The sequence below is a fragment of the Acinetobacter sp. SWAC5 genome (assembly GCF_003419885.1).
In the GTDB taxonomy this organism is placed as follows: domain Bacteria; phylum Pseudomonadota; class Gammaproteobacteria; order Pseudomonadales; family Moraxellaceae; genus Acinetobacter; species Acinetobacter cumulans.
The window spans coordinates 15353-40349 of the sequence record NZ_QUWR01000017.1 but is presented as its reverse complement, the minus strand read 5'-3'; the positions used below and the strand labels follow the sequence as shown (position 1 = coordinate 40349).

Sequence of the window (24997 nt, the reverse complement as noted above, 5' to 3'; positions counted from 1 at the left end):
CAATTTTAACAGCATGATGCAATGAGGCTATTATGGGCAAGAATGTTGTGGTACTTGGTACCCAATGGGGCGACGAAGGTAAAGGTAAGATCGTCGACCTGCTCACAGATCAAGCGGCTGCGGTAGTTCGCTATCAAGGCGGACACAACGCAGGTCACACTCTAGTTGTAGGTGGTAAGAAAACTGTATTACACCTCATTCCATCTGGTATTTTACGTGAAAACGTACTGTGCTTAATTGGTAACGGTGTTGTACTTTCACCTGAAGCACTTATCAAAGAGATGGATATCCTTGAGAAAGAAGGCGTGCCTGTACGTGAACGTCTACGTATTTCTCCAAACTGTCCATTGATTCTTCCACATCACATTGCTCTTGACCAAGCACGTGAAATTAAACGTGGTAATGCGAAAATTGGTACGACTGGTCGTGGTATCGGTCCAGCATACGAAGATAAAGTTGCTCGTCGCGCAATCCGTGTTGCTGACTTGGTACGTGGTGGTGAACATCTTAAAGCTCAACTAGAAGAGCTTCTTGAATACCATAACTTCCAATTGACTCAATTCTTCGGTGTTGAAGCAGTTAAAGTTGAAGATGTGATTGCACTATGCGACGAATGGCGCAAAGTAATCGAGCCTATGGTAATGGACGTGACTGGTGAACTTCATGCATACCGTAAAGCTGGTAAAAAAATCATGTTTGAAGGTGCGCAAGGTTCACTTCTTGACGTTGACCATGGTACATATCCGTATGTTACTTCTTCAAACACCACTGCTGGTGGCGTAAGCTCAGGTTCAGGTCTTGGTCCATTACACCTTGACTATGTATTGGGTATTACGAAAGCATACACAACTCGTGTAGGCGCTGGTCCATTCCCAACTGAGTTGGTTTATGACGCAGCTAACGATGTTGGTGATGCAATTGGTAAACACTTGGGTACTGTAGGTTCTGAGTTTGGTGCTTCTACTGGCCGTCAACGTCGTTGTGGTTGGTTCGATGCAGAAATTCTACGCCGCTCTGTAGAAGTGAACTCACTTTCAGGTATTTGCTTAACTAAACTTGACGTTTTAGACGGTTTGGAAGAAGTGAAAATCTGTGTAGGTTACGAAGCTGCGGATTCTGGTTGCGTAGGTTCTTCTGATGCGCTTGCATTTGAAACTTTAAAACCTATTTACGAAACTATGCCAGGTTGGTCTGAGTCTACTTTCGGTGCTAAATCGATTGAGCAATTACCACAAGCGGCAATTAACTATGTTAAACGTCTTGAGCAATTGATCGAATGTCCAATCGATATTATTTCAACTGGTCCAGACCGTGAAGAAACAATCGTTCTTCGTCATCCATTTGATGCTTAATTTGCATTTTTAAATGGAATAAAAAAGCCCTACATGCGTAGGGCTTTTTTTTGCCTTAATATTCAATAAATAAATGATTGTATTTTATTTGTAAATGATTTATAGTTGGCACTTATAAATAAAAATGTCAAATAAGACATAATTTATAATAATTAATTATTTTTGGTGAAAAAATGTTGAATAATAAAAGTTTACTGGGGCTTGGCCTGATCCTAAGTCTGTCTGGTTGTACAACTGTTGCTGAATTAACAGGAAATGACTCTGCTACTTTAAATTTAAATGCCGCGCAAGATTATCAGCTGATTGTCGAAGATGCGAAAGCGCAAAAAGCTTTAGATACAACATCTGCAACGTATAAGCGCATCAATACCATATTTTTAAAAATGAAGCCTTTTGCCGATCAGGTGAATCAAACAGGCCAGCAGTTTGATTGGAAATTGAGCGTATTAAAGTCAGATGAGCTAAATGCTTTTGTAATGCCAGGTGGTAAGGTCGTATTTTATTCTGGACTTGTGACTAAATTAAAATTAACAGATTCAGAAATTGCAGCTGTAATGGGGCATGAAATGACACATGCACTTGAAGAACATTCAAAGCGTGCAGCAGGGGCAACAGCCATTACGGATTTAGCAGTGAAAGCTGGAAAGGCTTATGCTGGCGATAAACTTGGTAGTACTGGATCGCAAGCTTTAGATATTGGGAGTAAATATGGTGTGGGATTGCCATACTCACGTAACTTAGAATCAAAAGCTGATCGTGGTGGATTAATGTTAATGGCTAAAGCGGGCTATAACCCAGATGCTGCGATTATAGTATGGGAAAAAATGAACAAAATGGATGGGGGTAGCACGAATGGTGCACAGAAATTCACCTCAACACATCCATCAAATAATGACCGTATTGCTGATTTGAAAAAAAGCTTAGCTGAGGCAAAACAATTTTATACCGCAAGTGCAAAGCCTTAATACGGATTTAAATAAAGATTAAACTGAAGATTCAAAAAGGGATGCTTAGGCATTCCTTTTTTTGCCGACTAAAGTTGACTATGTTCTAGCGCAAATTCACGTTAAAAAATACCACAAAGTAAAATGAATAAAGATGCTATGACCTTACAACCTAATATTGCCAAAACAATTTTGTATTCGTTATTGTTTGCAATGGGTGGTGCTCCCACCATCGCAATGCTGATTATTCAGGGGCAAAGCTATCATCCAGATATCTTTTATCAGGCTTTTGTGGGGTTGTCTGTAATGATTGCCTGCGTTTTGGCACCTGTGATCCTGATTCAAAATGCATACTTATTGTTTAAACGTAATGATGAGGCATTAGATCTTAAAATTAAGCCGTTAATGAAAGCTTATTTTGTTTTAAATATCGCTTGTTTGTTGTATTGGCTCTATATGCAGTTTATTGGCTAAAGCCGTTACATAAATTAAATGAATTTGTCCTTAATATTTATTTAAGCTCCTAAATTTAAAGAATATAATGAAGCATATTTTTGTGGAATACTGATGTTTTGGAGTTTAAATACAATGAATAAAAATATATGGATGGGCCTGTGTGTTGCAGGTACGTTGACTCTTTCGGGTTGTACGACTATTGCTGATATGGCAGGTGCTGATACTGCGACTTTAAATGCAGCAGCCAGTCAAGGTTTTAATAAAACGGTTCAAGAAGCCAATAGTAATAAAACCCTAGATACAAGTTCTGCAACCTATAAGCGTATTTATGCTGTATTTAATCGTCTTAAACCTGTAGCAGATCAATACAATCAAACAGGCACTCGTTTTGATTGGCAATTGGCTGTGCTGAAATCTGATCAGGTAAATGCTTATGTTGCACCAGGTGGTAAGGTTGTATTCTATACAGGTATTGTAAATAAACTAAATTTAACCGACGCCGAAATTGCAGCCATTATGGGCCATGAAATGACCCATGCTTTAGAAGAGCATTCTAAGCAAAAAATTGGTGCGCAAGCATTAACTGACATTGCTCTTGGTATTGGTTTAAGTGCTGCGGGTGTAGGTCAGACTGGTACTGCAGCTGCGCAATTAGGAAGTCAAATTGGTGTAGGTTTGCCATATTCTCGTAGTTTGGAAAGCCAAGCAGACCAAGGTGGTTTAATGTTGATGGCGCGTGCTGGTTATAACCCGCAAGCAGCAATCACACTTTGGGAAAAAATGAACAAACTCGATGGTAAGGGTGGTGCAACTTTCTTGTCGACTCACCCATCAAATACACAGCGTATTGATGCGATGCGTAAAAACTTGCCAGCAGCGCAAGCCATTTATATTCAGCGTAAATAAGCAGTTATTATGTGTAAAAAAGCAGAGGTTGATCCTCTGCTTTTTTATGTCTTAAAAATAAAAAAATGGTGCAGGCCAATAAGCATTATTGCACTGTGAGTTTGTGTATTTATATAGAGAATTCAATTAGCTTAATTTAAAGCTTAAGGGGCTATGTTTATTTAACTGGTTGTGACTGTTATTGAGCGTGGGGATTGTAGGAGCGTAACGAGTCGATAGAATGTAATTTTCATATCTACAACTGCACAATCTGAAGATTTATATAAACAATCGTTGAAATCAAATACAAATAAATCAAATAAAATCCATAAAAAAAGGCAAAGTAAAAACTTTGCCTTTTCACACTTTAGATCAATAGATCTTAGTGGTGGTGACCGCCTGCACCGTGTACGTGACCGTGGTCAAGTTCTTCTTGAGAAGCTTCACGGATTTCAACGATTTCAACTTCGAAAGTTAAATCTTGACCAGCAAGTGGGAAGTTAGCATCAACGATTACGTTGTCGCCTTCAACAGATTTAACAGTAACGATTTGAACGCCATCATCAGTTTGCGCTTGGAATTGCATACCAGCTTGGATGTTGTCTACGCCTTGGAACATTTGCGCAGGAACTTCTTGAACTAGTTCTGGGTTGTATTCGCCGTAGCCTTCAGCAGCAGGTACTGTAACAGTGAATTTTTCACCAACAGTTTTGCCTAAAAGTGCATTTTCAAGACCAGGAATGATGTTGCCTGCGCCGTGCAAATATGCAAGTGGTTCACCTTGAGATTTGTCAAGAGTTTCACCTTCTGCATTAGTCAATGTGTAGTGGAAAGAAACCACGAGGTTATTTGCAATAGCAGTCATGTTATTGATCCGTTCAATTTTTTAAGGGTTACATCATAAAGTGAATTTGCACTTTTGTAGACTGAATTTGCGAAAAAAATGCAAAATTTCAGTTCTTCTGATGCTTTTTTCATTAATGGGGATGAATATTTATTTTTCAATGCAATTTTATTTTTGGTGTGATTTTTCGTGTAACAAAATCTTTGGCTGTTAGCAGGCCAGCTTGGGTATAGCCATAAATAGTAGCTTGATGTAAGCGATATAATGAAACATACATCGATTTAGCCACAAAGCCCTGAACATTCACTTGACCAAGTAACTCGCCAACCGCTTTATGTTTGCTCAATGACACCAAAGAGCCTTTGTCAGAAAATACAAACATAGGTAGGGATTGACCTTTTATGCGCGCTTTCATGGCTTCAGCAAGAAAAGAGGCTTGTTGGCTAGCCACTTGCGCGCGCGGGCCCAATACAGGTTCATCTGCACGCGGTTGGCAGTGTGCACAATCACCTAAGGCAAATATATTGGGATCAGATTTGGTTTGTAAGGTGGCAAATACTTCGAGGCGTCCCATTCTGTCTTTAGCAAAACCTTCTAATTGGCTAATGACATCTGGTGCTTTAATCCCTGCAGCCCAAACTTTGAGTTCTGCTTGAATGCTCGTGCCATCGTTAAAATAAATATGAGTCGCGTCGACTTTTTCTACACGCTTGCCACTCAAAACATCAATTTTCATACGTGTGAGTTGCTGTTGTGCGTGAACGGCCATTTGGGCAGGCAGTGCAGGTAAAATTCGGTCTGCACCTTCAATTAAGGTGATTTTGACATTGTTTGGATGGATTTTATTTAAGCCATATTTATAGAAATTTTCTTTGGCTTGAATTAACTCGGCTGACAGTTCGACCCCAGTTGCACCTGCGCCAATCACGCCTATGGTGAGTGTGCGGTCAGCATTTTTATTTTGTGCATCGAGGTATAGGTGTAGCAGGTCTTGTTGGAAGACTTCAGCTTGTTGTAGGCTGTCCAAGTAATGACAGTGTTCTTGTACACCTGGCGTACCAAAGTCATTGGATACTGAGCCTACAGCTAAAATGAGGGTGTCATAACTTAGACGTATTTCTTCATTTGTAGAGGCATATTTACCATTGATAATTGGGCTTAAGCCAATTTGTTGCTCTTTGGAATAGACTTGTTCTAGCTTAGCGAGTACAAACTCGTAATGATTTTTGCTGGCATGTGCATAATAGTTGGTTGCTTCATCATTAATATTCATGGTGCCTGCTGCAATTTCATGCAGTAGGGGTTTCCACACATGGTTGAGTTTTAAATCGACTAAAGTAATGTGAGCTTTTTGAGATTTACCTAAACTGCCGCCCAATAGTGTTGCAAGTTCTAAACCGCCAGCACCACCACCAACGATCACGATTCGATGTGGAGCTGTACTTTCTGAAGTGGTATTTTTGTCATTCGGCATTGCAGTTACCTATTTTATTATTGTAAAAAAAAGATGGCTTAGTATGCCATCTTCTTATTTTGCTTTATAAACCTTTGTCTGACATGTTACAGAAACACATCATTGCAAAAATTATTTGCCAATAGGATAAGTTTTAATTTCGCTATTTACGCTGCCACCAAATAAACTACTTAACCAGTGGAAAAAGCGCTGGAAAATGCCAGCTTCTTCAATCTGTACGTCATCTTCAATATCAAAGCTATTGATGAGCTGATTGTTTTGATAGACCTCGATTGTTGCAAGTTTCATCACTTGAGACAGTGGTGCGGTTAGCAACTTCTCATTCATTTTTACTTCTAAGTTGGTATTGGTTTGTTGTAGTGGCTCAAGGACTTGAATTTGACCATTGCCTAAGTCTTGTGCAATACGTTGGCGTAAAGGATCAAAATTGGCTAAATCAAGCTGAACTGCAGGATCAACAAGCGCTGTACTGATAATTTGTGGTGCTTTAGTTTCAACTTTAAACATTTTCAAAGTAGATTTAATCACAGGGACTTCAGCCAAAAGCGTTTTGTCTTTTACCGCAACTTCATTGCGTGTATAGACATAAGCGAGGTTCATGAGTTTGTGTGCGACTTCTGCACGTTTTAACCCACTCTTTGTGCCTAAAACCACCACAATTAAGCGACGATCAGGGTCATTATAACGTCCTGTTGGTCGGCTTGCGGTGAGCGCTAGATTGTAACCTGCAGCGCGGGTAAAGCCTGTTTTTAAGCCATCAACACTTGGGTCTTGTTTTAATAATATGTTGGTTGCACGGTGAAAACGACCATTATAAGAAAAACTTTGTTGTTTTGAGTAGTTTAAATAGTCTGGAACTTCTTTAACTAGGGCAGCACCTAAACGCGCTAAATCAGCTGCTGATGAATAATGCTCAGGCATTGTGACACCAGGTGGATTTTCAAAATGTGAGTCATTCATACCCAATGCTTTGGCTTCTTTGTTCATGCGCTCTACAAATTTTGGAACACTACCCGAAATACGCTCTGCAAGTGTAACAGCGGCATCATTGGCAGACATAACCACTAAACCTGCAAGAAGATGATCAATCGTGATTTGCTCACCTTCTTTAAGATACATTTGGGATTCGTCCCATTGCACAAGTTTTACAACAGGTGTTGCGGTTAGCACTTCATCTTTGCGTAGATGACCAGCCTGAATTTCTTTAAGCGTAATATAGGCCACCATCATTTTGGTTAATGATGCAGGAGCACGTTGAAGATGACTATTGTGCTCAGCAATGACTTGTCCAGACTGAGGGTCTAGAATAGTCCAAGCTTCAGCTTCTACGGTTTCAGGCTTAATGTTGAGTAAGGCTGCATGGGTTATCGTGGAGCATAAAGCTACGAGCGCCAAGATGAAGTAAATTACGCGTTTCAATGGGTTTCCTTACAGCCTATCCTTAGGCTGAAAATACAAAAAAATTTTAGGAATGCTATGCCTTTTTTTTTCTGCTGACTAGTCTTAATTGTAGACAATTACGACAGTTCAGCGCTGTAGCAATAAAAAAATGTTAAGCTAGTTACTAAGTTATCTATTTTTATTTTGTATTGCCCATTATGTTGCATTATCAAATCGAATTTGACGATTATCGTCAGCACTTGGTTCATGTCACTGCACGTTTTCTTGCAGATCCAACGCAAATCCTGTCTCTCCCAACATGGATTCCGGGTAGCTATTTAATCCGTGAATTTTCAAAGCATATTGAGTCTGTACGTGCTTATGATGAAGATGGTCGAATTTTAAAAATTCAAAAATTTGAAAAAAATAAATGGCGTTTATTTAATACGGATCATGAGCTGATTACGGTTGAATATGATGTTTATGCGTATGATTTGTCGGTGCGTGGTGCTTATGTTGATGAAAAACGCTTATATGTGAATCCTGCATGCGTATGCTTGGCTTTGGAAGGGCAGGAGCATAAGGCGATTGAAGTTGAGTTGTTTTTACCGCAAGAGTTAAAGCACTTTCAATTGGCAACGGGATTGAAGTCACGCACATTAGTGAAAGGTCGTTTTACCTTAGAAGCCGACAATTACGCACAATTAATTGATGCACCGTTTGAGCTTGCGGAGCAAACACGTTTTAGCTTTAAAGCTGAAGGTATTCCGCATGAATTTGTGGTGTCTGGCAAACATGCAATGAATGCCACACGTATGCAACAAGACATTGAAAAAATCTGTGCAACAGAAATTCAAATGTTTGGTTCGGCGCCATTTAAAGACTATACCTTTATGACTATGGCGACTGGCAACAGTTATGGTGGTTTAGAGCATCCAAACAGCACGAGCTTAATTAGTCCGCGTGACGATTTGCCAAAAGCCAATGAGCCTGTAGAGCCTTCTGCGGATTATCAGCGTTTCTTGGGTTTATGTAGCCATGAATATTTCCACTCTTGGTTGGTAAAATTCATTCGCCCTGAAAACTTTGTCAATTATGATTTAAACAGAGAAGGTTACACTTCACTGCTTTGGATTTTTGAAGGCTTCACTTCGTATTATGATGATTTAATCTTGCTTCGAAGTGGTGTGATTTCTCAAGCGTCATATATCAAGTTGTTGAAAGCTCAGATTGATCGTTATTTGCAAAATCCGGGGCGTGAGGTTCAGTCGGTATCTGAATCAAGTTTTGATGCGTGGGTGAAATTCTACCGTCAGGATGAAAACTCCAATAACGCAGGTACAAGCTATTACAACAAAGGTTGTTTGGTGGCTTTATGCCTAGATTTAGGCTTGCGTTTGCGTGGTTCTAGCCTTGATGCCTTAATGCGTAAGTTGTATGAAAATGCGCAAAATGGCATACAAGTTAATGAACGTACGATTGTAGAGTTATGCAATGAACTCACAGGCGATAATTGGATTGAACAAATCAATCATTTGGTTAACACGACCGATGAATTGCCACTGGATCAATTATTTCCTGAGTTTGGTTTAAGCTACACTTTAAATAATGACAAGGCTTTGCCATTTGGTTTGAAACTAACAGACAAGCCAGAAGGTGTGGTTGTGTCTTCTGCACGCCGTGATGGGGTGGCTGCTAAAGCAGGCCTTTCTGCCAATGATGTGATTGTGGCGATTGATGGTATTAAAGCCACAGTGAAGCTTGCAGAAAAATATGCTAAACAAGATGGTACTTTTACTATTCATGCATTCCGTCGTGATGAATTAATGACATTTGAAGTGAATGCAGCTGGTTCTGTTTTAACTGAAGTTGAATTAAAAGTGGAAGATCAGGCGAAAGCTGAAAAGTGGCTTAATGTTTAATTTGCATACGCTATAAAAACCATGTAAAACCGATGCTTAGGCATCGGTTTTTTTGTTTGGGGGTATTTATGTCATCGTGTTATGAGCAAAATTCTGAATTGTATACGGAATATTTTTTTAAACAATTAAATAAAACTAAAAACAAAGTGTATGAAGCTTATGTCATTAATAGGATTTTAACATTATTAAATGATCACAGTATTAAGTTTGTGACTCAACAATATGTAAGATTATCGGAATATAATTATGCTTTAGTGGATATTTATTTTCCACAGTTAGGTGTTTTAGTTGAGATTGATGAGGGGCACCATTTTGATTTAGAAAAAAATGAAGTCAAAGAAAGAAATGGGGAGTTTAAAGTTGAAGAAAAAGTCTTGAAGCAAACAGATAAAGATAAGCTACGTCAGTCAGATATAGTAAATAGTACAAAGCAAGAAATAGAAAGAATCAATGTTTTTAGAAATACAACAACTTCGGAAACCATATCATTAAAAAGTATTGATAAACAAACTGATAAAATAATTGAATTGTTAAAAAATAAAAAATTGGATTTAAAGAGTCAGGGTAAATTTCAAGATTGGGATATTGAAAAAGAGTTTAATCCTAAAACTTATATTGAAAAGGGGTATCTTGATGCAGATGAAAATGTTTTATTTCTAAATGCTAAGAAAATCTGTGAGTGTTTTGGAGTAAAGTATTTAGAGCGAAAAGGTGGGACATGGCTTAATGATGAAAAAAAAATAAAAATTTGGTATCCAAAATTTTTTGAAAATGAACAATGGAGTAATAGTATTGCGTCTGATGGATTATATATTGATGAAAAGACCAAAATAGAAGAAAAAATAGAAAAAATGAATGATATATGGTCCAAAAAAGAAAAAATACGTTTGGTTTTTGGAGCTGTTAAAAATAATTTGATGCCAAAAGGTAGGTATGTGTATCAATTTTATGGAGTATATGAATTAGATGTTTTGAATTCAGATAGTGTGCGGTGGAAGAGAATTTCAAAAAGATATGAGTTAAAGAGCAATACATTTAATGTTGATAATTGATCGAATATTAAAAAGCCCACTTTTGTGAGCTTTTATTTTAATTTCAGAGGGGATTAACCACGACCATTACGGCTACGACTACCACGTGGCGCTTTGGTATTTGGACGTGTTGTACCATTGGTACGACGTTTTGGCTTTTCGCTCTCATCCATTTGCCAAATACGTTTAGTACCTGACTTTTTCACAGAACCATCTTTGTTCTTACGTACCATTGGCTTACCACCCGTACCGCCAGGCTTTTTCACGTACGAACGTGAGCGGTAAGGTTCTTCCTTTGGTACATTTTGAAAGTCTTTATACAATAAAGGCTCGATATCTTTGGTTTCGCCTGGTTGTAAAGCCATTTGAACTAAGTCAATAGAACCAATTTTAGTACGAATTAAACGTAAAGTTGGGAAACCAACAGCAGCAGTCATACGACGAACTTGGCGGTTACGGCCTTCACAAATTGAAATTTCAACCCAAGATGTTGGTACATTTGCGCGGTAACGTACAGGAGGATCACGCTCCCATAACCATTCAGGTTCTTCAACTTTACTTGCTTTAGCAGGTAAAGTCATACCGTCTTTTAATTCAACACCTTGGCGAAGTTTTTCTAAAGCTTCTTCAGTTACATCACCATCGACTTGTACCAAATAAGTTTTAAACTTTTTGTTTTCAGGGTTGGTGATGTATTGGTTTAAACCACCGTGGTCTGTTAAAAATACTAAGCCTTCAGAGTCCATATCCAAACGACCCGCCAAACGCAGTGTTGGGTCATCTACGAAGTCTGACATCGTCATGTGAGCTTCGTCTTTGCGGAATTGGGAGAGCACGTCATAAGGCTTGTTAAGAATGACGATTTTCATAAAAAATAACTTCTGTAATTACATGAATTAGAAATTGGTGAGGATTTATTGAAAAAAGAAACATAGAGGTTTCTTGTATAAATCTCAAATAAAGTGAATTTGCATACGAGTATTATGCGTGAAGACGGATTAAAAGTAATGTATAACCGCAAATATTTTTTAAAAATGCATTTTTTGGGTGTGATATGTTTCGTTTAGGCCAAAAAAAACCGCACAGAATGCGGTTTTTTTTAAAGAGCGAATTAACGCATTTTTGCCAAGAAGCGACTTAAGCGCGTTAATGCTTCACGCAGTTCATTTTCGGCAGGGAGGAATACCACACGAAAATGATCCGGTGTTGGCCAGTTAAAACCAGTCCCTTGTACCAATAAAACTTTCTCTGCTTTTAAGAAGTCCAGCATGAACTTCTCATCATCCTGAATTGGATAAATTTCTGGGTCTAATTTCGGGAAGCAGTACATTGCACCTTCAGGTTTCACGCATGAAACACCAGGAATATCATTCAACATTTCCCAAGCAATGTTGCGCTGTTCGTATAAACGGCCACCTGGACGGATCAAGTCGTTAATAGACTGATAGCCACCTAATGCGGTTTGAATCGCATATTGTGCTTGATGGTTAGCACAGAGGCGCATAGATGCAAGCATGTCTAAACCTTCAATATAGTCTAGCGCACGCGATTTATCACCTGTAATTGCCATCCAGCCTGAGCGATAACCTGCAATACGGTACGATTTAGATAAACCGTTAAATGAGATACACAGTTGATCACCTGCTAAAGCAGCTACAGAAACGTGTTCAATGCCGTCATAAACGATTTTGTCGTAAATTTCATCAGCAAATAAAATGAGATCGTATTTTTTAGCAAGATCTACAATTTGTTGAAGTACGTGGCGTGGATATACAGCACCAGTCGGGTTGTTCGGGTTAATAATCACAATACCACGGGTGTTTGGTGTGATTTTGCTTTCCATATCTGCAATATCTGGATACCAGAAGTTTTCTTCATCACATTTATAGTGAATCGCTGTACCGCCAGATAAGTTAACTGCTGCAGTCCAAAGTGGGTAATCAGGCATTGGCACGAGCATTTCGTCGCCATCATCCAGCAAGCCTTGCATAGCCATAACAATTAGTTCAGATACACCATTACCTACGTACACGTCATTTACGTGCATGTTAAGGATGCCTTTTTGTTGGTAATACTGGCAAATTGCTTTACGTGCAGGAAAAATACCTTTTGAGTCGGTATAGCCGATCGCATTAGGTAAGTTTAATGCAACGTCATTAATAATTTCTTGTGGCGCTTCAAAGCCAAATGGTGCAGGGTTACCAATATTTAGTTTAATAATTTTATGGCCAGCTTCTTCCATTTCATTGGCCGCTCGTAACACTGGTCCGCGAATGTCGTAGCATACATGCTCAAGCTTAGACGATTTCTTAATTTCGCGTGGGGTGTTGATAGTGTTCGGCATTTTTATAGTCTCGGAAGGAGTGGAGGTCACTTTTGCATAACGGTATAAATAGCTTTTAAATGTCTCTGTTGTTACTAAGTCAAGATGGTGTTCATCTTTGAGTAAAGCAACAATTTTTTCATGCGTAAACCCAGCCTGCTGATATTGTTTAATCACGGGCAGCAGATTTTTAAAAATTACGCTCTTTTTTTGCGACATTTTTTAATCCTGAGCAAGAGTAGAGCTAAGCCTAACACTTATTTTGCTCACAAAAAAGCATTTAATTTTTTAATTTGCTTACTTGTTAATTTAAAATGCTTACTTTTTGCTTTTATGGTCATTATATCGATTTTGTAAATTGTTGAATAAAGACTAGAAATTTAACATTGAATGACGTAAATATAGGATTATCCTATTTTAAATAGCACGATATAAAGGGACGTCATCATGGGAAAACTCAATAAAACAGAACGAGAATGGCAAAGAGAGTTGTTGCCAGAAGAGTTTCGCATTACACGTCAAAAGGGGACGGAGCCAGCGTTTACAGGTAAATATTGGAATACCAAGCAAGAAGGCACCTATGTATGCCGTTGTTGTGGTGAACCATTATTTACATCGGAGTCTAAATTTGATAGCGGTTGTGGCTGGCCAAGCTTTACACGTCCTGTTAATGGTGTGGTTATTGAAGAGCATTTGGATACGACGCACGGTATGGTCAGAACTGAAATAGTTTGTCATCATTGTGACGCACATTTAGGGCATGTTTTTCCTGATGGCCCAGAGCCGACAGGATTGCGTTATTGCGTGAATTCGGCTTCCTTAGACCTAAAAACACAAGAAAAAAATGACGAGGAAACTTATCCATGACCAACATATATCAGTTTGAAGCTGAATTATTAGATGGGAAAAACAAATCTTTTGCCGATTATGAAGGCAAAGTGCTTTTGATTGTGAATACAGCCAGTAAATGTGGCTTTACACCACAATTTTCTGGGCTAGAAAAGCTCTATCAAGAATATAAAGATCAGGGCTTACTGGTATTGGGTTTTCCATGTAACCAATTTGGTAGCCAAGATCCTGGTTCAAATGAGCAAATTGGTAGCTTTTGTGAAAAAAACTACGGCGTTTCATTTCCAATGTTTGCCAAAGTGAATGTAAAAGGTGCAGAAGCGCATGTCATTTTCCGTTATTTAACCAATAATTCTAAAGGTATTTTAGGAAGTGGTATTAAATGGAATTTTACAAAGTTTTTAATTGGTAAAGATGGCAAAGTCATCAATCGCTATGCGCCAACGACCAAGCCAGAAGACTTACAAGCAGATATTGAAAAAGCGCTTGCCAGTTAAAAAGCTTGATCTGCTTAAAAAGAAAATAGTCATGCATATTGTGCAAAATAAAAAAGTAGCCAATGGGTTACTTTTTATTTGCATTTAGATTGAACTAACATACACAGCTTTGGCTGAGCATCAATTCAAAAAAGAAATCAAAATTTTGAGCATAAGATGGCTTATTTTTATACTGAGGGATGCAGTATAAGCAGTATAAAAAGACACGCTTTTGATAAAAAATAATGGATTTAATCTGTGGAAAATAATAAATGTATGACCCTAAATTAATTGAAAAACTAGAACGTGAGTTACGACAAAATCCAAAAGCCTATCAAACTAAAGTGATGTTACTGGCACTTTTAGGTAATTTTTATATCGTGTGTGGGGTTTTCATTCTTTTAGTTCTTTTAATCCTTGCCTGTTTATCCATTTTAGTTTTGAAAGCTTTTGCAATTAAACTGATTGCGATTGCTGGGGTATTTTTATTTGTTGTGGTGCGTTCACTTTGGGTTACGGTGGATGCACCGACTGGAATTGAAATCTCGGAAAAAGATGCACCTGAGCTTTTTAAAATTATTGAGCGTTTAAGTGGGCAGTTGAACGCAGTCAAATTTAATCATGTATTAATTACCGATGATTTTAATGCTGCTGTGGTACAACGGCCACGTTTAGGAATCTTTGGCTGGTATGAAAACTATTTAATTATAGGTTTGCCTTTGATGCAGTCCTTAAAGGTTGAACAGTTAACTGCTGTTTTAGCACATGAATTTGGTCATTTATCCAAAAACCATGCGCGGACAGCCAATTGGATTTACAGACAACGTATCCGCTGGGCACAATTATTTACTGAAATTGAGCAAAAGGTGAGTCATGTCGATATTATTTTTCGACCATTTTTAAAGCGGTTTGTTCCTTATTTTGTGGCATATTCATTTCCGATTGCACGGGCGAATGAATATGAGGCCGATAAAATATCAGTGAACTTAACTTCTGCAGAAGTCGTAGCGGAAACACTGAGCACGGTGAATGTTATTGGGTTTTATTTGTCGGAAAATTATTGGCCTAAAATTTTTAAGCAAGCTGAGACGTCATCTCGACCAAATGTTTTGCCTTATACGGGTTATGTACAACGTTTCTCCGATGAGGTTTCTAGTGAAGATACGCACGTTTGGTTAAATCATTCTTTAAATGTGCATACCAATTTTGAGGATACACATCCATCATTATCAGATCGTTTAAAGTCGATTGGTCAAGTTGCTAAGGTAAACTACCCGGTAATAGGTCAAACTTCAGATTATTTATTGGGACAAAAACGACTGGAAATAGCCACTGAGTTTGATCAAACATGGCAAAAATCGGTGCAGTATGATTGGCAAAAGCATCACCAAACATTTAAAGAGCAAAAAGACTACTTAGCACAGTTATCTGAAAAGCCGACGGACAGTTTAACCTTTGAAGAGCGTATAAATTATATCGAATTAACCGAATATGTTGCTTATCAGCCTGAACGTGCTTTTGAACTGAAGGCACAGTTATATCAAGATTTTCCAGTGCATGAGCATGCGATTTATCTGTATGCCAAAGAATTGATTATACGAAAAGACGTACAAGGCATAACTTTACTGCAACAGGCCATGAATAAGAATGCATTTTTTACGATTCCAAGTTGTGAATTATTGATTCAATACTATGAAGATGTAGAGGATCATGCACAAGCGACACATTTTAGACAGATGCTAGAGCAACGTGTTGAAATTGAAATGAAGGCAGCGCAAGAGCGTGAGACGATTTCGTCAAATGACAAGTTCATGTCGCATGGTTTGGCACAAGATGAGTTGAATCAGCTACTCAGCAAATTAGAAAAATTTAGTTCAATTCAAAAAATGTGGCTGGTAAGAAAGCGGACTAAGTATTTAAATGAACAGCCTTGCTTTGTTTTTGCGTTTAGCTTAAAGGACGGTATGTTTGATAAAGTAGATGCTGAACTGGTACTTCAAACCATCAATGTGCTCAAATCTACAATTACTTTTCCAGGTGAAACTTTTTTAGTGTGTACTGATTTGTCAGAAATGAAGGCACTGTCTAAAAAAATAATAAAAACGCCTAATTCAGCAATTTTGCAAAGATAGCAGGGTTCATTTATATTGAGTGAGTGGCTTAGTGCGTGTTTAACAAGGTGGTGGTATGCGTGGCTAAGCATTGAAAACTGATAATAAATTAAATCCATAAGAGGGTTATTGTGGTTCAACATTATAAATTTCACTTTGTATGGATTTCTTTTAGCGCTATTTTTTCTGGGTCTGCTTTTGCGGATACTCAAACTGATGAACTATTAAAAATGCTGACGACACCTGTTGCTGAGTATAAGGTTGATACTCAACCTTATGTGATTGATCCTAAAATTGCCAAACGACAATATGAAGTGACGTGGCGGGTACAGCCATCCTTTCGGGTGAATGCGGAGGATTATCAGAGCTATCGCCAGCCCATTAAGGTGGAAATGATTGTGGAGGCGGGATCAGGCCAGATTCTACAATCTAAAACCATCCGATCCTCAGGTTCTGTGCGTGTAGATCAGAAAGTGCATGATGCTTTGCAACAAGCCAAATTACAGCCTTTACCGATGGTGGAAAGAACACTGCGCTATAGTCTAGTCCATGAATTTAATATTGCACCACCGCTTTAGCAGAAAATCAGAATCTGAAATGCCATGTTTTAGTCATATTTGAGATGTTTATTACTGGTGTTGACGGCAATAAAAAAGCCCCAAAGTTGGGGCTTTTTTATGCTTAATTGATACTTACAAGATCGCTTTTAAGCGTTGTATGACTTGCTCACATTGTGCAATATCAGCAACCAGCGCCATACGTACATGGTTTTCACCTGGGTTACCTTGCGCCGTATCACGTGATAAATAACGACCAGGAAGCACTTTAATATGTGCTTTTTCCATCAGCATTTTGGCAAAAGCTTCATCATTGTCGACTTTTAACCAGTAATAGAAGCCAGCATCTGGCTTTTGTAGTGGAAGTAAATGACCAAGCTCATTTTGGAATAATTCAAATTTTGCACGGTACAAACGACGGTTTTCTTCTACGTGTGTTTCATCATCCCAGGCTGCAATTGAAGCCAGTTGATGTTGTACAGGCATTGCAGCGCCGTGATAAGTACGATATTGCAAATAAGGTTTAAGTAACGCCGCATCACCAGCCACAAAACCTGAGCGCATGCCTGGAAGGTTAGAACGCTTAGAGAGAGAATGGAATACGACACAGTTTTTATAGTCGTCACGGCCCATTTCAGCACAAACTTCAAGTAAGCCTACAGGTGCTTCATCAAACCAAAGCTCTGAATAGCATTCATCAGAAGCAATCACAAAACCATATTGATCAGACAGTGCAATGAGCTTTTTAAATTGTTCTTTAGACAGTACTGCGCCAGTTGGATTGCCCGGCGTGCAGACGAATAACAATGCTGTTTTTTCCCAGACTTCCGCAGGCACAACATCGAAATTACCTAAATAGTTATTTTCTTCTGTGCAGTTAATGAAATACGGTTGTGCACCAGCGAGTAAGGTTGCACCTTCATAAATTTGGTAAAACGGATTTGGCATCACTACATAAGGTGCTTCTTCACGGTTTACGAGCGCTTGTACAAAAGAAAAAATTGCTTCACGTGTACCTGATACTGGAAGTACATGATTTTCAGCACTAATAGTATTTAACTTGAAGCGACGTGCTAGCCAGTTAGCAATACTGGTGCGTAACTCAGGCAAGCCTTTACTGTTTGGATAGGTTGAAAGATGATTAAAGTTGTTAATAATGGCTTGTTTCACAAACTCTGGTGCAGGGTGCTTTGGTTCACCAATAGATAGTGGAATTAAAGGCAGTGCTGCTGGTTGAATATCCGCGAAAAGTTTATTCAATTTTTCAAATGGATATGGATGTAATAATGACAAACTAGAGTTCATGAAACCTTTACCAGTTAAATTAAGTTAATGATGACTACATACTTGGTTCGAAGCTTCATCGAGCGCTGCTTTGAGCTGCGCTGCAAATGTTTCTGTTTCGTTCGCATTCATGGGGATGCCATCTTTTTTAGTCACAAAGAAAATATCTTCTGCGCGTTCGCCTAAAGTCGCAATTCGTGCAGAATGAATATCTAGTCCTTGCATCATAAATAAACCACCAACTTTAGCAAGTAAGCCGGGGTGGTCAAGTGTCGCAATTTCCACCATGTTTTGTTGTAAGGCTTCATTAAGGGTGACTGCAACTGTATTTTCAATATCAAAATGGCGTAATTGACGAGGAATACGACGTTGCATGAGGCCAGGATAAACATCTGCTTGGCTGAGTGCTTTAATTAAGGCATCAATGACCGTATGTTCACGATCTGGGTCCGTGAGTAAGGTGCCAAAGCGATCGAGGACTACATACGTATCTAAGCTAAATGACTTCAGTGCCGTAATAATTCGCGCATCTTGGACGTCTAAATTCATACGGTCAAGCACTGCAACCGTTGTTGCAAATAGGTTTGGTTGGTCTTGAGTGTAAATAAAGATCTGTACGGCATCTTGCGCGAATTTACGATGTGCACGCATGAGCACTAAAGGTTCGGGATTGCTACCATGTTTTAAAATAGCACGGGTATGCCATGCAATTTCATTGGCAGATTCTTTGACAAAATATTCATCGCCCAATTCTTGCCATACTTTTTCAACATCATCGAGTGAGAATTCTTCAACCAATAATTCGCTGGCAGTAAACTTGGTGTCTTCAATCAGCATTTGATAGTCGACTGGTCGACCAATGCCGGAACGAATTACATCACGTGCTTGAGTGTAGAGCTGACGCATGAGTGAAGCGCGCCATGTATTCCAAAGCGTTGGGTTGGTTGCATTAATGTCTGCAACGGTTAAAGCATAAAGATAATCGAGATGCTCCATATCACCCATTGTTTCGGCAAAGGTTTTTACTACATCTGGATCAGAAATATCTTTTTTCTGTGCAGTAACAGACATTTGCAGGTGGTTTTTGACCAACCATGCAACCAAGTTTGCTTCACGCTCAGTAAAGCCATGTGCTAGACAGAATGCAATAGCATCCGATGCTCCAAGTTCACTATGGTCACCACCACGGCCTTTGGCAATGTCGTGGAAAATTGCTGCTAAATACACAATGTCACGACGCGCAAGGCGTTGGAATACAGAGCTTACGACAGGGAAGTCTTTTGCAAATTCAGGTTCTTTAAAGCGGTTTAAATTACGAATAAGCAGTAGGGTGTGAGCATCAACTGTATAGATATGGAAGAGATCATATTGCATCAGGCCCATAATTTGGCCAAAAGCAGGGATGTAATTGCCCAAAACACCATAGCGTTTCATAGCTACAAGTGTGTCATATAAGCGATACGGTGAGCGGATAATCTCCATAAATAGCGCTTGATGCGCAGGATTATCTCGAAAAGACTGATCAATCCGTTTTGCGGCTAAGGTTAATAGACGTAATGTGCGTGCACGAATACCTTCAATTTCAGGGCGGTTAGCAAGTAAATAGAAAATTTCTAAAATTGCACTTGGATTCTCTGAAAAAATCTTGTGATGTTGAACTGCCAGTTTGCCATCGACTAATTTAAAATTCTCATTGATTTCTTCAATTTGTCGTTCATAACTTGGCAAGCGCGGTGTAATGACAGATTCATTAAAGTACGCCAATAGCATTTCATTCAGCGTAGAGACCTGTTGTGCACTACGGTAGTAGCGCTTCATGAATTGTTCGATTGGGTAGTTAGGCGATTTGTCTTCTTCACGGTGATAGCCAAATTTGGCTGCGATTTCACGTTGATAGTCAAACAACAGACGGTTTTCGTCACGCTTGGTTAAGCGGTGTAGGTGGTGGCGAATTTCCCAAAGAAAGCTTTCAGCTTCTTCGAGTACACCCAGTTCAAATTCTGAAATAAAGCCCAAATGGACTAAGTCGTAAATACGGTTGACACGAAAATGACGTTTTGCAATCCAACCAATTTGATTGATGTCACGAATACCACCGGGTGCATTTTTAATATCAGGTTCTAAATTGCTTTCGGTATTGTTGTGTTGTGCGTGGCGTTTGGTTTGTTCCTGCATTTTTGCATCAAAGAAGGTTTTATCCGTCCATGTTTGCGACACAATACGACGTGGCCATTTTGCAAGGTGTTCATTACCAGTAATTAAGCGCGCTTCAATTAATGCAGTTGCAACAGTTAGGTCACTTGCCGCTTGTGCGACGCAGTCAGCAATCGTGCGTACACTAATGCCTGGCTTAAAGTTACCAACATCCCAAAGAGAAGAAATAAACGTAGAAATTTGTGCTTCGAGTTCTTTGGGGATTTCATCCTCAGAGAGGATCATGATATCCACATCTGAGTAAGGAAGCATTTCGCGTCGACCATAGCCACCTACCGCAAAAAGTCCTAATTGACTTTGTTCTAATTCAGCATGACGCCATAAAAATTTAAGTGCTTCATCAATCAGATTAGAGCGAGTAACAATAATTTCACGAATCGACAGCCCTTGTTCAAAACGCTCTTGTAGCTGATTTTCAACATCTGTACGCCATTGGTTAATGGCCTTAATGTCGTGGCTATTTTGAGCATAATCCAGCAATGGAAGAGTATTGATCATGAACAAGGGTCCGTTTAAATGTGTATGACTAACTTAATTTTGATGAACACTAATGAGTTGTGCAGTTTGGGTCGCGAGTTCACGTGCTTGGTCAGTCGTTTCAGCACGCGCAGTGGCTACACCCATGCGACGACGCTTAAAGCCTTCTGGTTTACCAAATAAGCGCAAATCGGTATTCGGGTTTGCCAAAGCAAGATTTAAGCCAGAAAATGACAAATTAGTATCATCAACACCCGCATAAATAACAGCGCTGGCTGCTGTGCTATGTCGTGCAGTATTTACAGGTAGTCCTAAAATGGCACGTGCATGTAACTCAAATTCACTTTGGAACTGAGATGCCAATGTAACAAGGCCAGTGTCATGCGGGCGAGGAGATACTTCACTAAACCATACTTTATCGCCTTTGACAAACAGTTCCACGCCAAAGATGCCACAACCACCTAATGCGACAGTGACTTTGTGTGCAATACGTTTGGCTTCTTCGAGTGCGACAGCTGTCATGATTTGTGGTTGCCAACTTTCGACGTAATCGCCTGAGTCTTGGCGGTGTCCAATTGGGTCGCAGTATGATGTTTCAATTTCACCTGTTTCGGGATGTTTTGAGCGTACAGTCAGTAAAGTGATTTCAAAGTCAAAATCAATTTGTGATTCAACAATGACTGTACCTTGATTTACGCGACCACCAGTTTGAGCGTATTCCCAAGCAGCATCAACTTCTTCAAAACTTTTAACGCGCGACTGTCCTTTACCTGATGATGACATGACTGGCTTAACAAAATTTGGATAGCCGATGTCATCACAGGCTGCACGGAAAGACTCAAGTGTATTTGCAAATCGATAAGCAGAAGTAGGTAAACCAAGCTCTTCTGCTGCAAGGCGACGGATACCTTCTCGGTTCATGGTGAGGTTAACGGCTTTTGCCGAAGGAATAATATGTGTACCTGTTTGTTCTAATTCAACTAAAACTTGTGTTGCAATGGCTTCAATTTCTGGAATAACTAAGTTTGGTTTTACGCTTTCTATTAATTGTTTTAATTCGGTAGGGTCTGCCATGTTGAGCGTATGTGAATAGTGTGCAACTTGCATAGCAGGAGCATGGTCGTAACGATCAGCAGCATGGACTTCCACGCCAAGTCGTTGCAGTGAAATCACCACTTCTTTACCTAATTCGCCTGAGCCTAAAAGTAAAACTTTAAACGCTGAAGATTGAAGTGGAGTGCCAATAGTCACGCTCATGTAAATCATCCATGCTTGATTTTATGGGCTTTTAGCATAGCAGAACTAAATAAGCAGTTAAGCGCGTGTTCACATAAATAAATGATATTGTCCAACAATTTTATTTATAAGCTGTAGGTTTGCTATAAAGCCTAATTTCAAATGAGCAAAAGCTGTATTTTAAATTATTGGAATTTATCGAATTTTTAAGGCCTGTTGTTTGAATACGCCCGCTTCCAATGGCAGTGGAGTGAGTGACTGAATAGTTTCATACGTGAGTTGTAATTGCTGTAATTGACGCGACGTTTCACGAAAGTTTGGCCAATACAGTAGGTAAAGTATAGGCGTGGTACATGCAGTTAAAATGATAATTGCTGAAGCTAAGATTGCTGTGAAATAAAAGACATCGTTCATTATGCTAAAAAAATCAAATGAACCATTTTGCCACGCAGTCAAGATAAATACACAAAATAGGAAACAAAGCAGAAAGCAGATGATTTGTATAAAGCTAATCCCTAATTTTGGCCAAGAAAGTCGAGGATATATCTTCCGCTTAGGGTGTAAATGTAAGATGCGCTGGGTGGTGTTATATAAACCAATAATGATTTTTTTCTGATTCACTTCAATGTAAATTGCGCGAATTTGATCTGCTGGGTTGCAGTGTAAGCCACAGAAATTTCCATTGAAATTTTGATTTTGTATAAAGCAGTTAAAAGCAATACTGTCGACAGGTTGATGTAATCCCCAGTTGATTGTGCCTGAGTATCTGGAATGAATAAAAATTTTGCCTTCAATGTATTCGTATTTCGGCATGTATTTGCTTTATCTAAGTTTTTCTAGTATTTAGATGATTGCATATTTTAACAATATAAAAAAGCGTAAGCAGGAACTACCTACGCATAAATTAGGGTGCCCGAGCAAATAACTAAAATTTAGAAATGAAACGGTACGTAGGTATAGACCAAACCATAGGTGAGAGCTGCAGTTAAAGTTGCTGGTACAATTTGCTTAAATTTGAAATAAAGCCCAGCAAGTACAATAAATCCTGCCAGCATCGCAACGCTTTTGTCTGGGGTTTCAAGTAATGGAGGCAATGTTGCGACCACGAGCATGGAGCTAATGGCTGAAATCCCAATCGCACCTAATGCAATTTTGAGCCAAAGTGAGCCTCGCTTTTGCGAATCCTTTTGGAATTTCTGGATAAAATAAAATGGTCCAAAGCGAGATGCAAAGTTAGCAATACCAACCACAATGCCGACCAAAATAATTTCTAAGTTCATATTAGGCCTCTTTGTGTTCTGGGTCTGTTTTTTTTAAGACATAATGCTTAAACAAACCTGCCAATATGCCCGAAGATATACCAATGAAAATAGCTGCTGATAAATCAATCATATAACACGCAACAGCAGATACAACAACGGTTACAGCAACCACGAAAGTATGTTTACGCTCAAAAGCAGCCAACAAGAAACTCAGAAAAAGCGCAGGTAATAAGAAATCGAGGGCCGCTTGTAAAAATTGCGGTAGGTTGCTGACCTGATCTGCAAATAAGCCACCTAAAAAAGAACCGAGTGCCCAAGACATCCAACTAAATAAACTGAGGCCAAGCATCCAAGACTCAGACCATTCTTGGCGACGCTGAGACAATTTGATCATGCCAGAGGCAAAAACTTCGTCTGTAAGACCCCATGCCCAGACGGCTGTTTTTTTGAGGTTAAGGCGGTCTTGAATGAGGTTTTGTAGGGCTGGGCCATAAAGTAAATGTCGAATATCAAGTGCTATGACGGTAAGTGCAGTCATCCAAATCGAGGTGCCACTTCCAAGTAAGGCGACAACTAAAAATTGACTGGCACCTGCATACATAGAGCATGAGAGAAACAATGCTTCCCAAGCACTAAAGCCGAATTGAGTAGCAGATACACCAAATGCAAAAGAAACAGGAAGATAAGTAAAGATAATGGCTTGGCTATCTTTGGCACCTTGCCAAAAACCAGCTACTTTTATAGGAGGAGTTTTGTGCTCAGACACGACACACCTTAGCGGGAGGTTAAACAAAGGGTCAAAACGACGTTGAGTATTGTACCTGAATTTACTAGCATAGTGCCGAAATGTTTGGATAAGTGAATTCGCTATGTTTAGCTTCAAGTCAGTTGTTTTTAAAACAACTATTTTGCTGTGCAGCGTATGGATGTTGCAAGCATGTGGCAATAGTTCAGATCAGGCTGAAGAAAAAGTGGTGATTAAGCCTGCACCAAAACTGACGAATGATGCAACAGTATATGCCAATGAGGCATGGAAACTGATTAATCAAGTGGATCACTTGGTTTATGAAAAGAAAATTGCAGAGCTTGATGGGCAAGTACGTAAGCCTGCGCGGAAATTGAGTACGGACTGGCGCATTAATGTCAAAATGACTGATTCTGTGACAGAAGGCAAATATGCCTTATGCCGAAAAGCACTCACAAGTTTAGATATTTGGGCGCGCGAAGTGCTTGAAAGTTCGAGTGATGTAGCACAAAAGCAAGCTGACTATGAACGCGATAAAAAGCAGTGTCAGGGTGCAATTGATAATCCTAATTTAGGCAATACAGATCCAAAGAAAATTGGAGTCTAAGCTTGATTGAGCCTCAGAATACAATGGTTAAAAAGCCGTAAATTTATTTTTACGGCTTTTTTTTGTAGTGTTTTTTACATATTTGAGTATTTTTAAAACTTAAAAAAGATTAGATAAAGTATTGAATTGAGTGGCTTATAGGTTGGTGTAATTTAAAAAATAGGAATAATAAACTCTATATGGCTGAATTAAATGATCTTTTTTATAGTTGGACTTATTTTTAAAAAGTGTATTGTTAATTTTATTTAGATGTATTTTCGATGAGTTATAGTTTTAATTTATAAGTTAATAAAAATAATAAATTATCACAATTTGATAAATTATGTGAAAATAACTCTGAAATTTAAATTTATTTGTATGAAAAATTAAATATAGAATTGGTGATTAAGATGAAAAAAGCATTAATTTGTGTGGTTTCTGTTCTTATGTTGAGTATGGCAACCAATGTCAGTGCTAACAGCAATACTGAACAATCAAATGAAGTTGCAAACTGTCAAAATGGCTTTGATAGCGTAGATGTGTGCAAGCTTTTATCTTAAGTTTGTATGAGATTAGCGCACTCAAATTG

At 38.9% G+C, this 24997-nt stretch carries 23 protein-coding genes; 12 read left to right on the top strand and 11 right to left on the bottom strand.

Annotated features, from left to right (window positions below; translation table 11 throughout):
- Positions 1–32 precede the first annotated feature (32 nt).
- The 4 genes from DYI81_RS12870 (at position 33) to DYI81_RS12855 (ending at position 3658) form a co-directional block, all read left to right on the top strand.
- The gene (locus DYI81_RS12870; protein ID WP_106986359.1) at positions 33–1352 is read left to right on the top strand and encodes an adenylosuccinate synthase; all 1320 of its coding nucleotides are present in this window, start codon (positions 33–35) and stop codon (positions 1350–1352) included.
- Between the two features lie 173 nt (positions 1353–1525).
- Positions 1526–2317 carry a M48 family metallopeptidase gene (locus DYI81_RS12865; protein WP_117007745.1) on the top strand — a complete coding sequence of 264 codons (792 nt, stop codon included), beginning with the start codon at positions 1526–1528 and terminating at the stop codon, positions 2315–2317.
- 138 nt (positions 2318–2455) lie between these two features.
- Positions 2456–2770: a hypothetical protein gene (locus DYI81_RS12860; protein WP_106986382.1), complete on the top strand. Its 315-nt coding sequence runs from the start codon at positions 2456–2458 to the stop codon at positions 2768–2770.
- A gap of 114 nt (positions 2771–2884) precedes the next feature.
- Positions 2885–3658 (top strand): M48 family metallopeptidase, encoded by a 774-nt coding sequence (locus DYI81_RS12855; protein ID WP_106986383.1) that lies wholly within the window; start codon positions 2885–2887, stop codon positions 3656–3658.
- Between the two features lie 361 nt (positions 3659–4019).
- Here the strand turns inward: DYI81_RS12855 and DYI81_RS12850 are convergent, their stop codons facing one another.
- The 3 genes from DYI81_RS12850 to DYI81_RS12840 all read right to left on the bottom strand — a co-directional run bounded on the left by DYI81_RS12850 (position 4020) and on the right by DYI81_RS12840 (position 7374).
- Entirely contained in the window at positions 4020–4502 is a 483-nt protein-coding gene (locus tag DYI81_RS12850) for a peptidylprolyl isomerase (protein ID WP_106986361.1), read from the bottom strand.
- A gap of 136 nt (positions 4503–4638) precedes the next feature.
- Positions 4639–5955 (bottom strand): NAD(P)/FAD-dependent oxidoreductase, encoded by a 1317-nt coding sequence (locus tag DYI81_RS12845; RefSeq protein WP_117007744.1) that lies wholly within the window; start codon positions 5953–5955, stop codon positions 4639–4641.
- A 111-nt stretch (positions 5956–6066) separates the two neighbouring features.
- On the bottom strand, positions 6067–7374 hold the full coding sequence (locus tag DYI81_RS12840) for a D-alanyl-D-alanine carboxypeptidase family protein (RefSeq protein WP_117007743.1): 1308 nt from the start codon (positions 7372–7374) through the stop codon (positions 6067–6069).
- 179 nt (positions 7375–7553) lie between these two features.
- Here DYI81_RS12840 and DYI81_RS12835 point away from each other — a divergent pair, with 179 nt between their 5' ends.
- A complete protein-coding gene (locus DYI81_RS12835; RefSeq protein WP_117007742.1) occupies positions 7554–9257 on the top strand; it encodes a M61 family metallopeptidase in 1704 nt (567 codons plus the stop codon).
- Between the two features lie 68 nt (positions 9258–9325).
- Positions 9326–10309 carry an AbaSI family restriction endonuclease gene (locus tag DYI81_RS12830; RefSeq protein ID WP_117007741.1) on the top strand — a complete coding sequence of 328 codons (984 nt, stop codon included), beginning with the start codon at positions 9326–9328 and terminating at the stop codon, positions 10307–10309.
- Between the two features lie 53 nt (positions 10310–10362).
- On the opposite strand, the gene DYI81_RS12825 is transcribed toward DYI81_RS12830, so the two are convergent.
- Entirely contained in the window at positions 10363–11157 is a 795-nt protein-coding gene (locus tag DYI81_RS12825) for an rRNA large subunit pseudouridine synthase E (RefSeq protein ID WP_106986366.1), read from the bottom strand.
- 242 nt (positions 11158–11399) lie between these two features.
- Positions 11400–12830 (bottom strand): pyridoxal phosphate-dependent aminotransferase, encoded by a 1431-nt coding sequence (locus DYI81_RS12820; RefSeq protein WP_106986367.1) that lies wholly within the window; start codon positions 12828–12830, stop codon positions 11400–11402.
- A 228-nt stretch (positions 12831–13058) separates the two neighbouring features.
- Here DYI81_RS12820 and msrB point away from each other — a divergent pair, with 228 nt between their 5' ends.
- From msrB to DYI81_RS12800, 4 genes are all read left to right on the top strand, one after another.
- Entirely contained in the window at positions 13059–13478 is a 420-nt protein-coding gene (gene msrB / locus DYI81_RS12815; RefSeq protein WP_117007740.1) for a peptide-methionine (R)-S-oxide reductase MsrB, read from the top strand.
- Positions 13475–13957 carry a glutathione peroxidase gene (locus DYI81_RS12810; RefSeq protein WP_106986369.1) on the top strand — a complete coding sequence of 161 codons (483 nt, stop codon included), beginning with the start codon at positions 13475–13477 and terminating at the stop codon, positions 13955–13957. Before msrB ends, DYI81_RS12810 begins: the two co-directional genes overlap by 4 nt.
- 251 nt (positions 13958–14208) lie before the next feature.
- Positions 14209–16068 carry a M48 family metallopeptidase gene (locus DYI81_RS12805; RefSeq protein ID WP_117007739.1) on the top strand — a complete coding sequence of 620 codons (1860 nt, stop codon included), beginning with the start codon at positions 14209–14211 and terminating at the stop codon, positions 16066–16068.
- A 110-nt stretch (positions 16069–16178) separates the two neighbouring features.
- Entirely contained in the window at positions 16179–16625 is a 447-nt protein-coding gene (locus DYI81_RS12800; RefSeq protein ID WP_117007738.1) for a TonB C-terminal domain-containing protein, read from the top strand.
- A 114-nt stretch (positions 16626–16739) separates the two neighbouring features.
- Here the strand turns inward: DYI81_RS12800 and dapC are convergent, their stop codons facing one another.
- From dapC to DYI81_RS12770, 6 genes are all read right to left on the bottom strand, one after another.
- Entirely contained in the window at positions 16740–17909 is a 1170-nt protein-coding gene (gene dapC / locus DYI81_RS12795; RefSeq protein WP_117007737.1) for a succinyldiaminopimelate transaminase, read from the bottom strand.
- Between the two features lie 24 nt (positions 17910–17933).
- Positions 17934–20600, bottom strand: coding sequence for a [protein-PII] uridylyltransferase (gene glnD, locus DYI81_RS12790; RefSeq protein WP_117007736.1), 2667 nt, complete (start codon positions 20598–20600; stop codon positions 17934–17936).
- 33 nt (positions 20601–20633) lie between these two features.
- Complete coding sequence (purT, locus tag DYI81_RS12785) at positions 20634–21845, bottom strand: formate-dependent phosphoribosylglycinamide formyltransferase (protein WP_171356361.1); 1212 nt, start codon at positions 21843–21845, stop codon at positions 20634–20636.
- A gap of 165 nt (positions 21846–22010) precedes the next feature.
- The gene (locus tag DYI81_RS12780; RefSeq protein WP_117007735.1) at positions 22011–22628 is read right to left on the bottom strand and encodes a hypothetical protein; all 618 of its coding nucleotides are present in this window, start codon (positions 22626–22628) and stop codon (positions 22011–22013) included.
- A gap of 119 nt (positions 22629–22747) precedes the next feature.
- Positions 22748–23095, bottom strand: coding sequence for an L-valine transporter subunit YgaH (ygaH, locus tag DYI81_RS12775; protein WP_117007734.1), 348 nt, complete (start codon positions 23093–23095; stop codon positions 22748–22750).
- Position 23096: 1 nt separating this feature from the next.
- On the bottom strand, positions 23097–23843 hold the full coding sequence (locus tag DYI81_RS12770; RefSeq protein ID WP_117007733.1) for an AzlC family ABC transporter permease: 747 nt from the start codon (positions 23841–23843) through the stop codon (positions 23097–23099).
- 103 nt (positions 23844–23946) lie between these two features.
- Between DYI81_RS12770 and DYI81_RS12765 the strand changes: the two genes are divergently transcribed.
- Together DYI81_RS12765 and DYI81_RS17955 are read left to right on the top strand one after the other, a co-directional pair.
- Positions 23947–24429, top strand: a complete 483-nt coding sequence (locus DYI81_RS12765; RefSeq protein WP_106986377.1) for a hypothetical protein — start codon at positions 23947–23949, stop codon at positions 24427–24429.
- A gap of 389 nt (positions 24430–24818) precedes the next feature.
- Entirely contained in the window at positions 24819–24968 is a 150-nt protein-coding gene (locus DYI81_RS17955) for a hypothetical protein (RefSeq protein ID WP_165382507.1), read from the top strand.
- Positions 24969–24997: the final 29 nt, after the last annotated feature.

Coding starts and splice junctions, on each gene's coding strand:
- DYI81_RS12780 (WP_117007735.1), bottom strand. CDS start 22,628: ATGCCGAAATACGAATACATTGAAGGCAAAATTTTTATTCATTCCAGA.
- DYI81_RS12820 (WP_106986367.1), bottom strand. CDS start 12,830: ATGTCGCAAAAAAAGAGCGTAATTTTTAAAAATCTGCTGCCCGTGATT.
- DYI81_RS12765 (WP_106986377.1), top strand. CDS start 23,947: ATGTTTAGCTTCAAGTCAGTTGTTTTTAAAACAACTATTTTGCTGTGC.
- glnD (WP_117007736.1), bottom strand. CDS start 20,600: ATGATCAATACTCTTCCATTGCTGGATTATGCTCAAAATAGCCACGAC.
- DYI81_RS12810 (WP_106986369.1), top strand. CDS start 13,475: ATGACCAACATATATCAGTTTGAAGCTGAATTATTAGATGGGAAAAAC.
- DYI81_RS12825 (WP_106986366.1), bottom strand. CDS start 11,157: ATGAAAATCGTCATTCTTAACAAGCCTTATGACGTGCTCTCCCAATTC.
- DYI81_RS12860 (WP_106986382.1), top strand. CDS start 2,456: ATGACCTTACAACCTAATATTGCCAAAACAATTTTGTATTCGTTATTG.
- DYI81_RS12870 (WP_106986359.1), top strand. CDS start 33: ATGGGCAAGAATGTTGTGGTACTTGGTACCCAATGGGGCGACGAAGGT.
- DYI81_RS12850 (WP_106986361.1), bottom strand. CDS start 4,502: ATGACTGCTATTGCAAATAACCTCGTGGTTTCTTTCCACTACACATTG.
- DYI81_RS17955 (WP_165382507.1), top strand. CDS start 24,819: ATGAAAAAAGCATTAATTTGTGTGGTTTCTGTTCTTATGTTGAGTATG.
- msrB (WP_117007740.1), top strand. CDS start 13,059: ATGGGAAAACTCAATAAAACAGAACGAGAATGGCAAAGAGAGTTGTTG.
- DYI81_RS12865 (WP_117007745.1), top strand. CDS start 1,526: ATGTTGAATAATAAAAGTTTACTGGGGCTTGGCCTGATCCTAAGTCTG.
- purT (WP_171356361.1), bottom strand. CDS start 21,845: ATGATTTACATGAGCGTGACTATTGGCACTCCACTTCAATCTTCAGCG.
- ygaH (WP_117007734.1), bottom strand. CDS start 23,095: ATGAACTTAGAAATTATTTTGGTCGGCATTGTGGTTGGTATTGCTAAC.
- DYI81_RS12855 (WP_106986383.1), top strand. CDS start 2,885: ATGAATAAAAATATATGGATGGGCCTGTGTGTTGCAGGTACGTTGACT.
- DYI81_RS12830 (WP_117007741.1), top strand. CDS start 9,326: ATGTCATCGTGTTATGAGCAAAATTCTGAATTGTATACGGAATATTTT.
- dapC (WP_117007737.1), bottom strand. CDS start 17,909: ATGAACTCTAGTTTGTCATTATTACATCCATATCCATTTGAAAAATTG.
- DYI81_RS12845 (WP_117007744.1), bottom strand. CDS start 5,955: ATGCCGAATGACAAAAATACCACTTCAGAAAGTACAGCTCCACATCGA.
- DYI81_RS12805 (WP_117007739.1), top strand. CDS start 14,209: ATGTATGACCCTAAATTAATTGAAAAACTAGAACGTGAGTTACGACAA.
- DYI81_RS12835 (WP_117007742.1), top strand. CDS start 7,554: ATGTTGCATTATCAAATCGAATTTGACGATTATCGTCAGCACTTGGTT.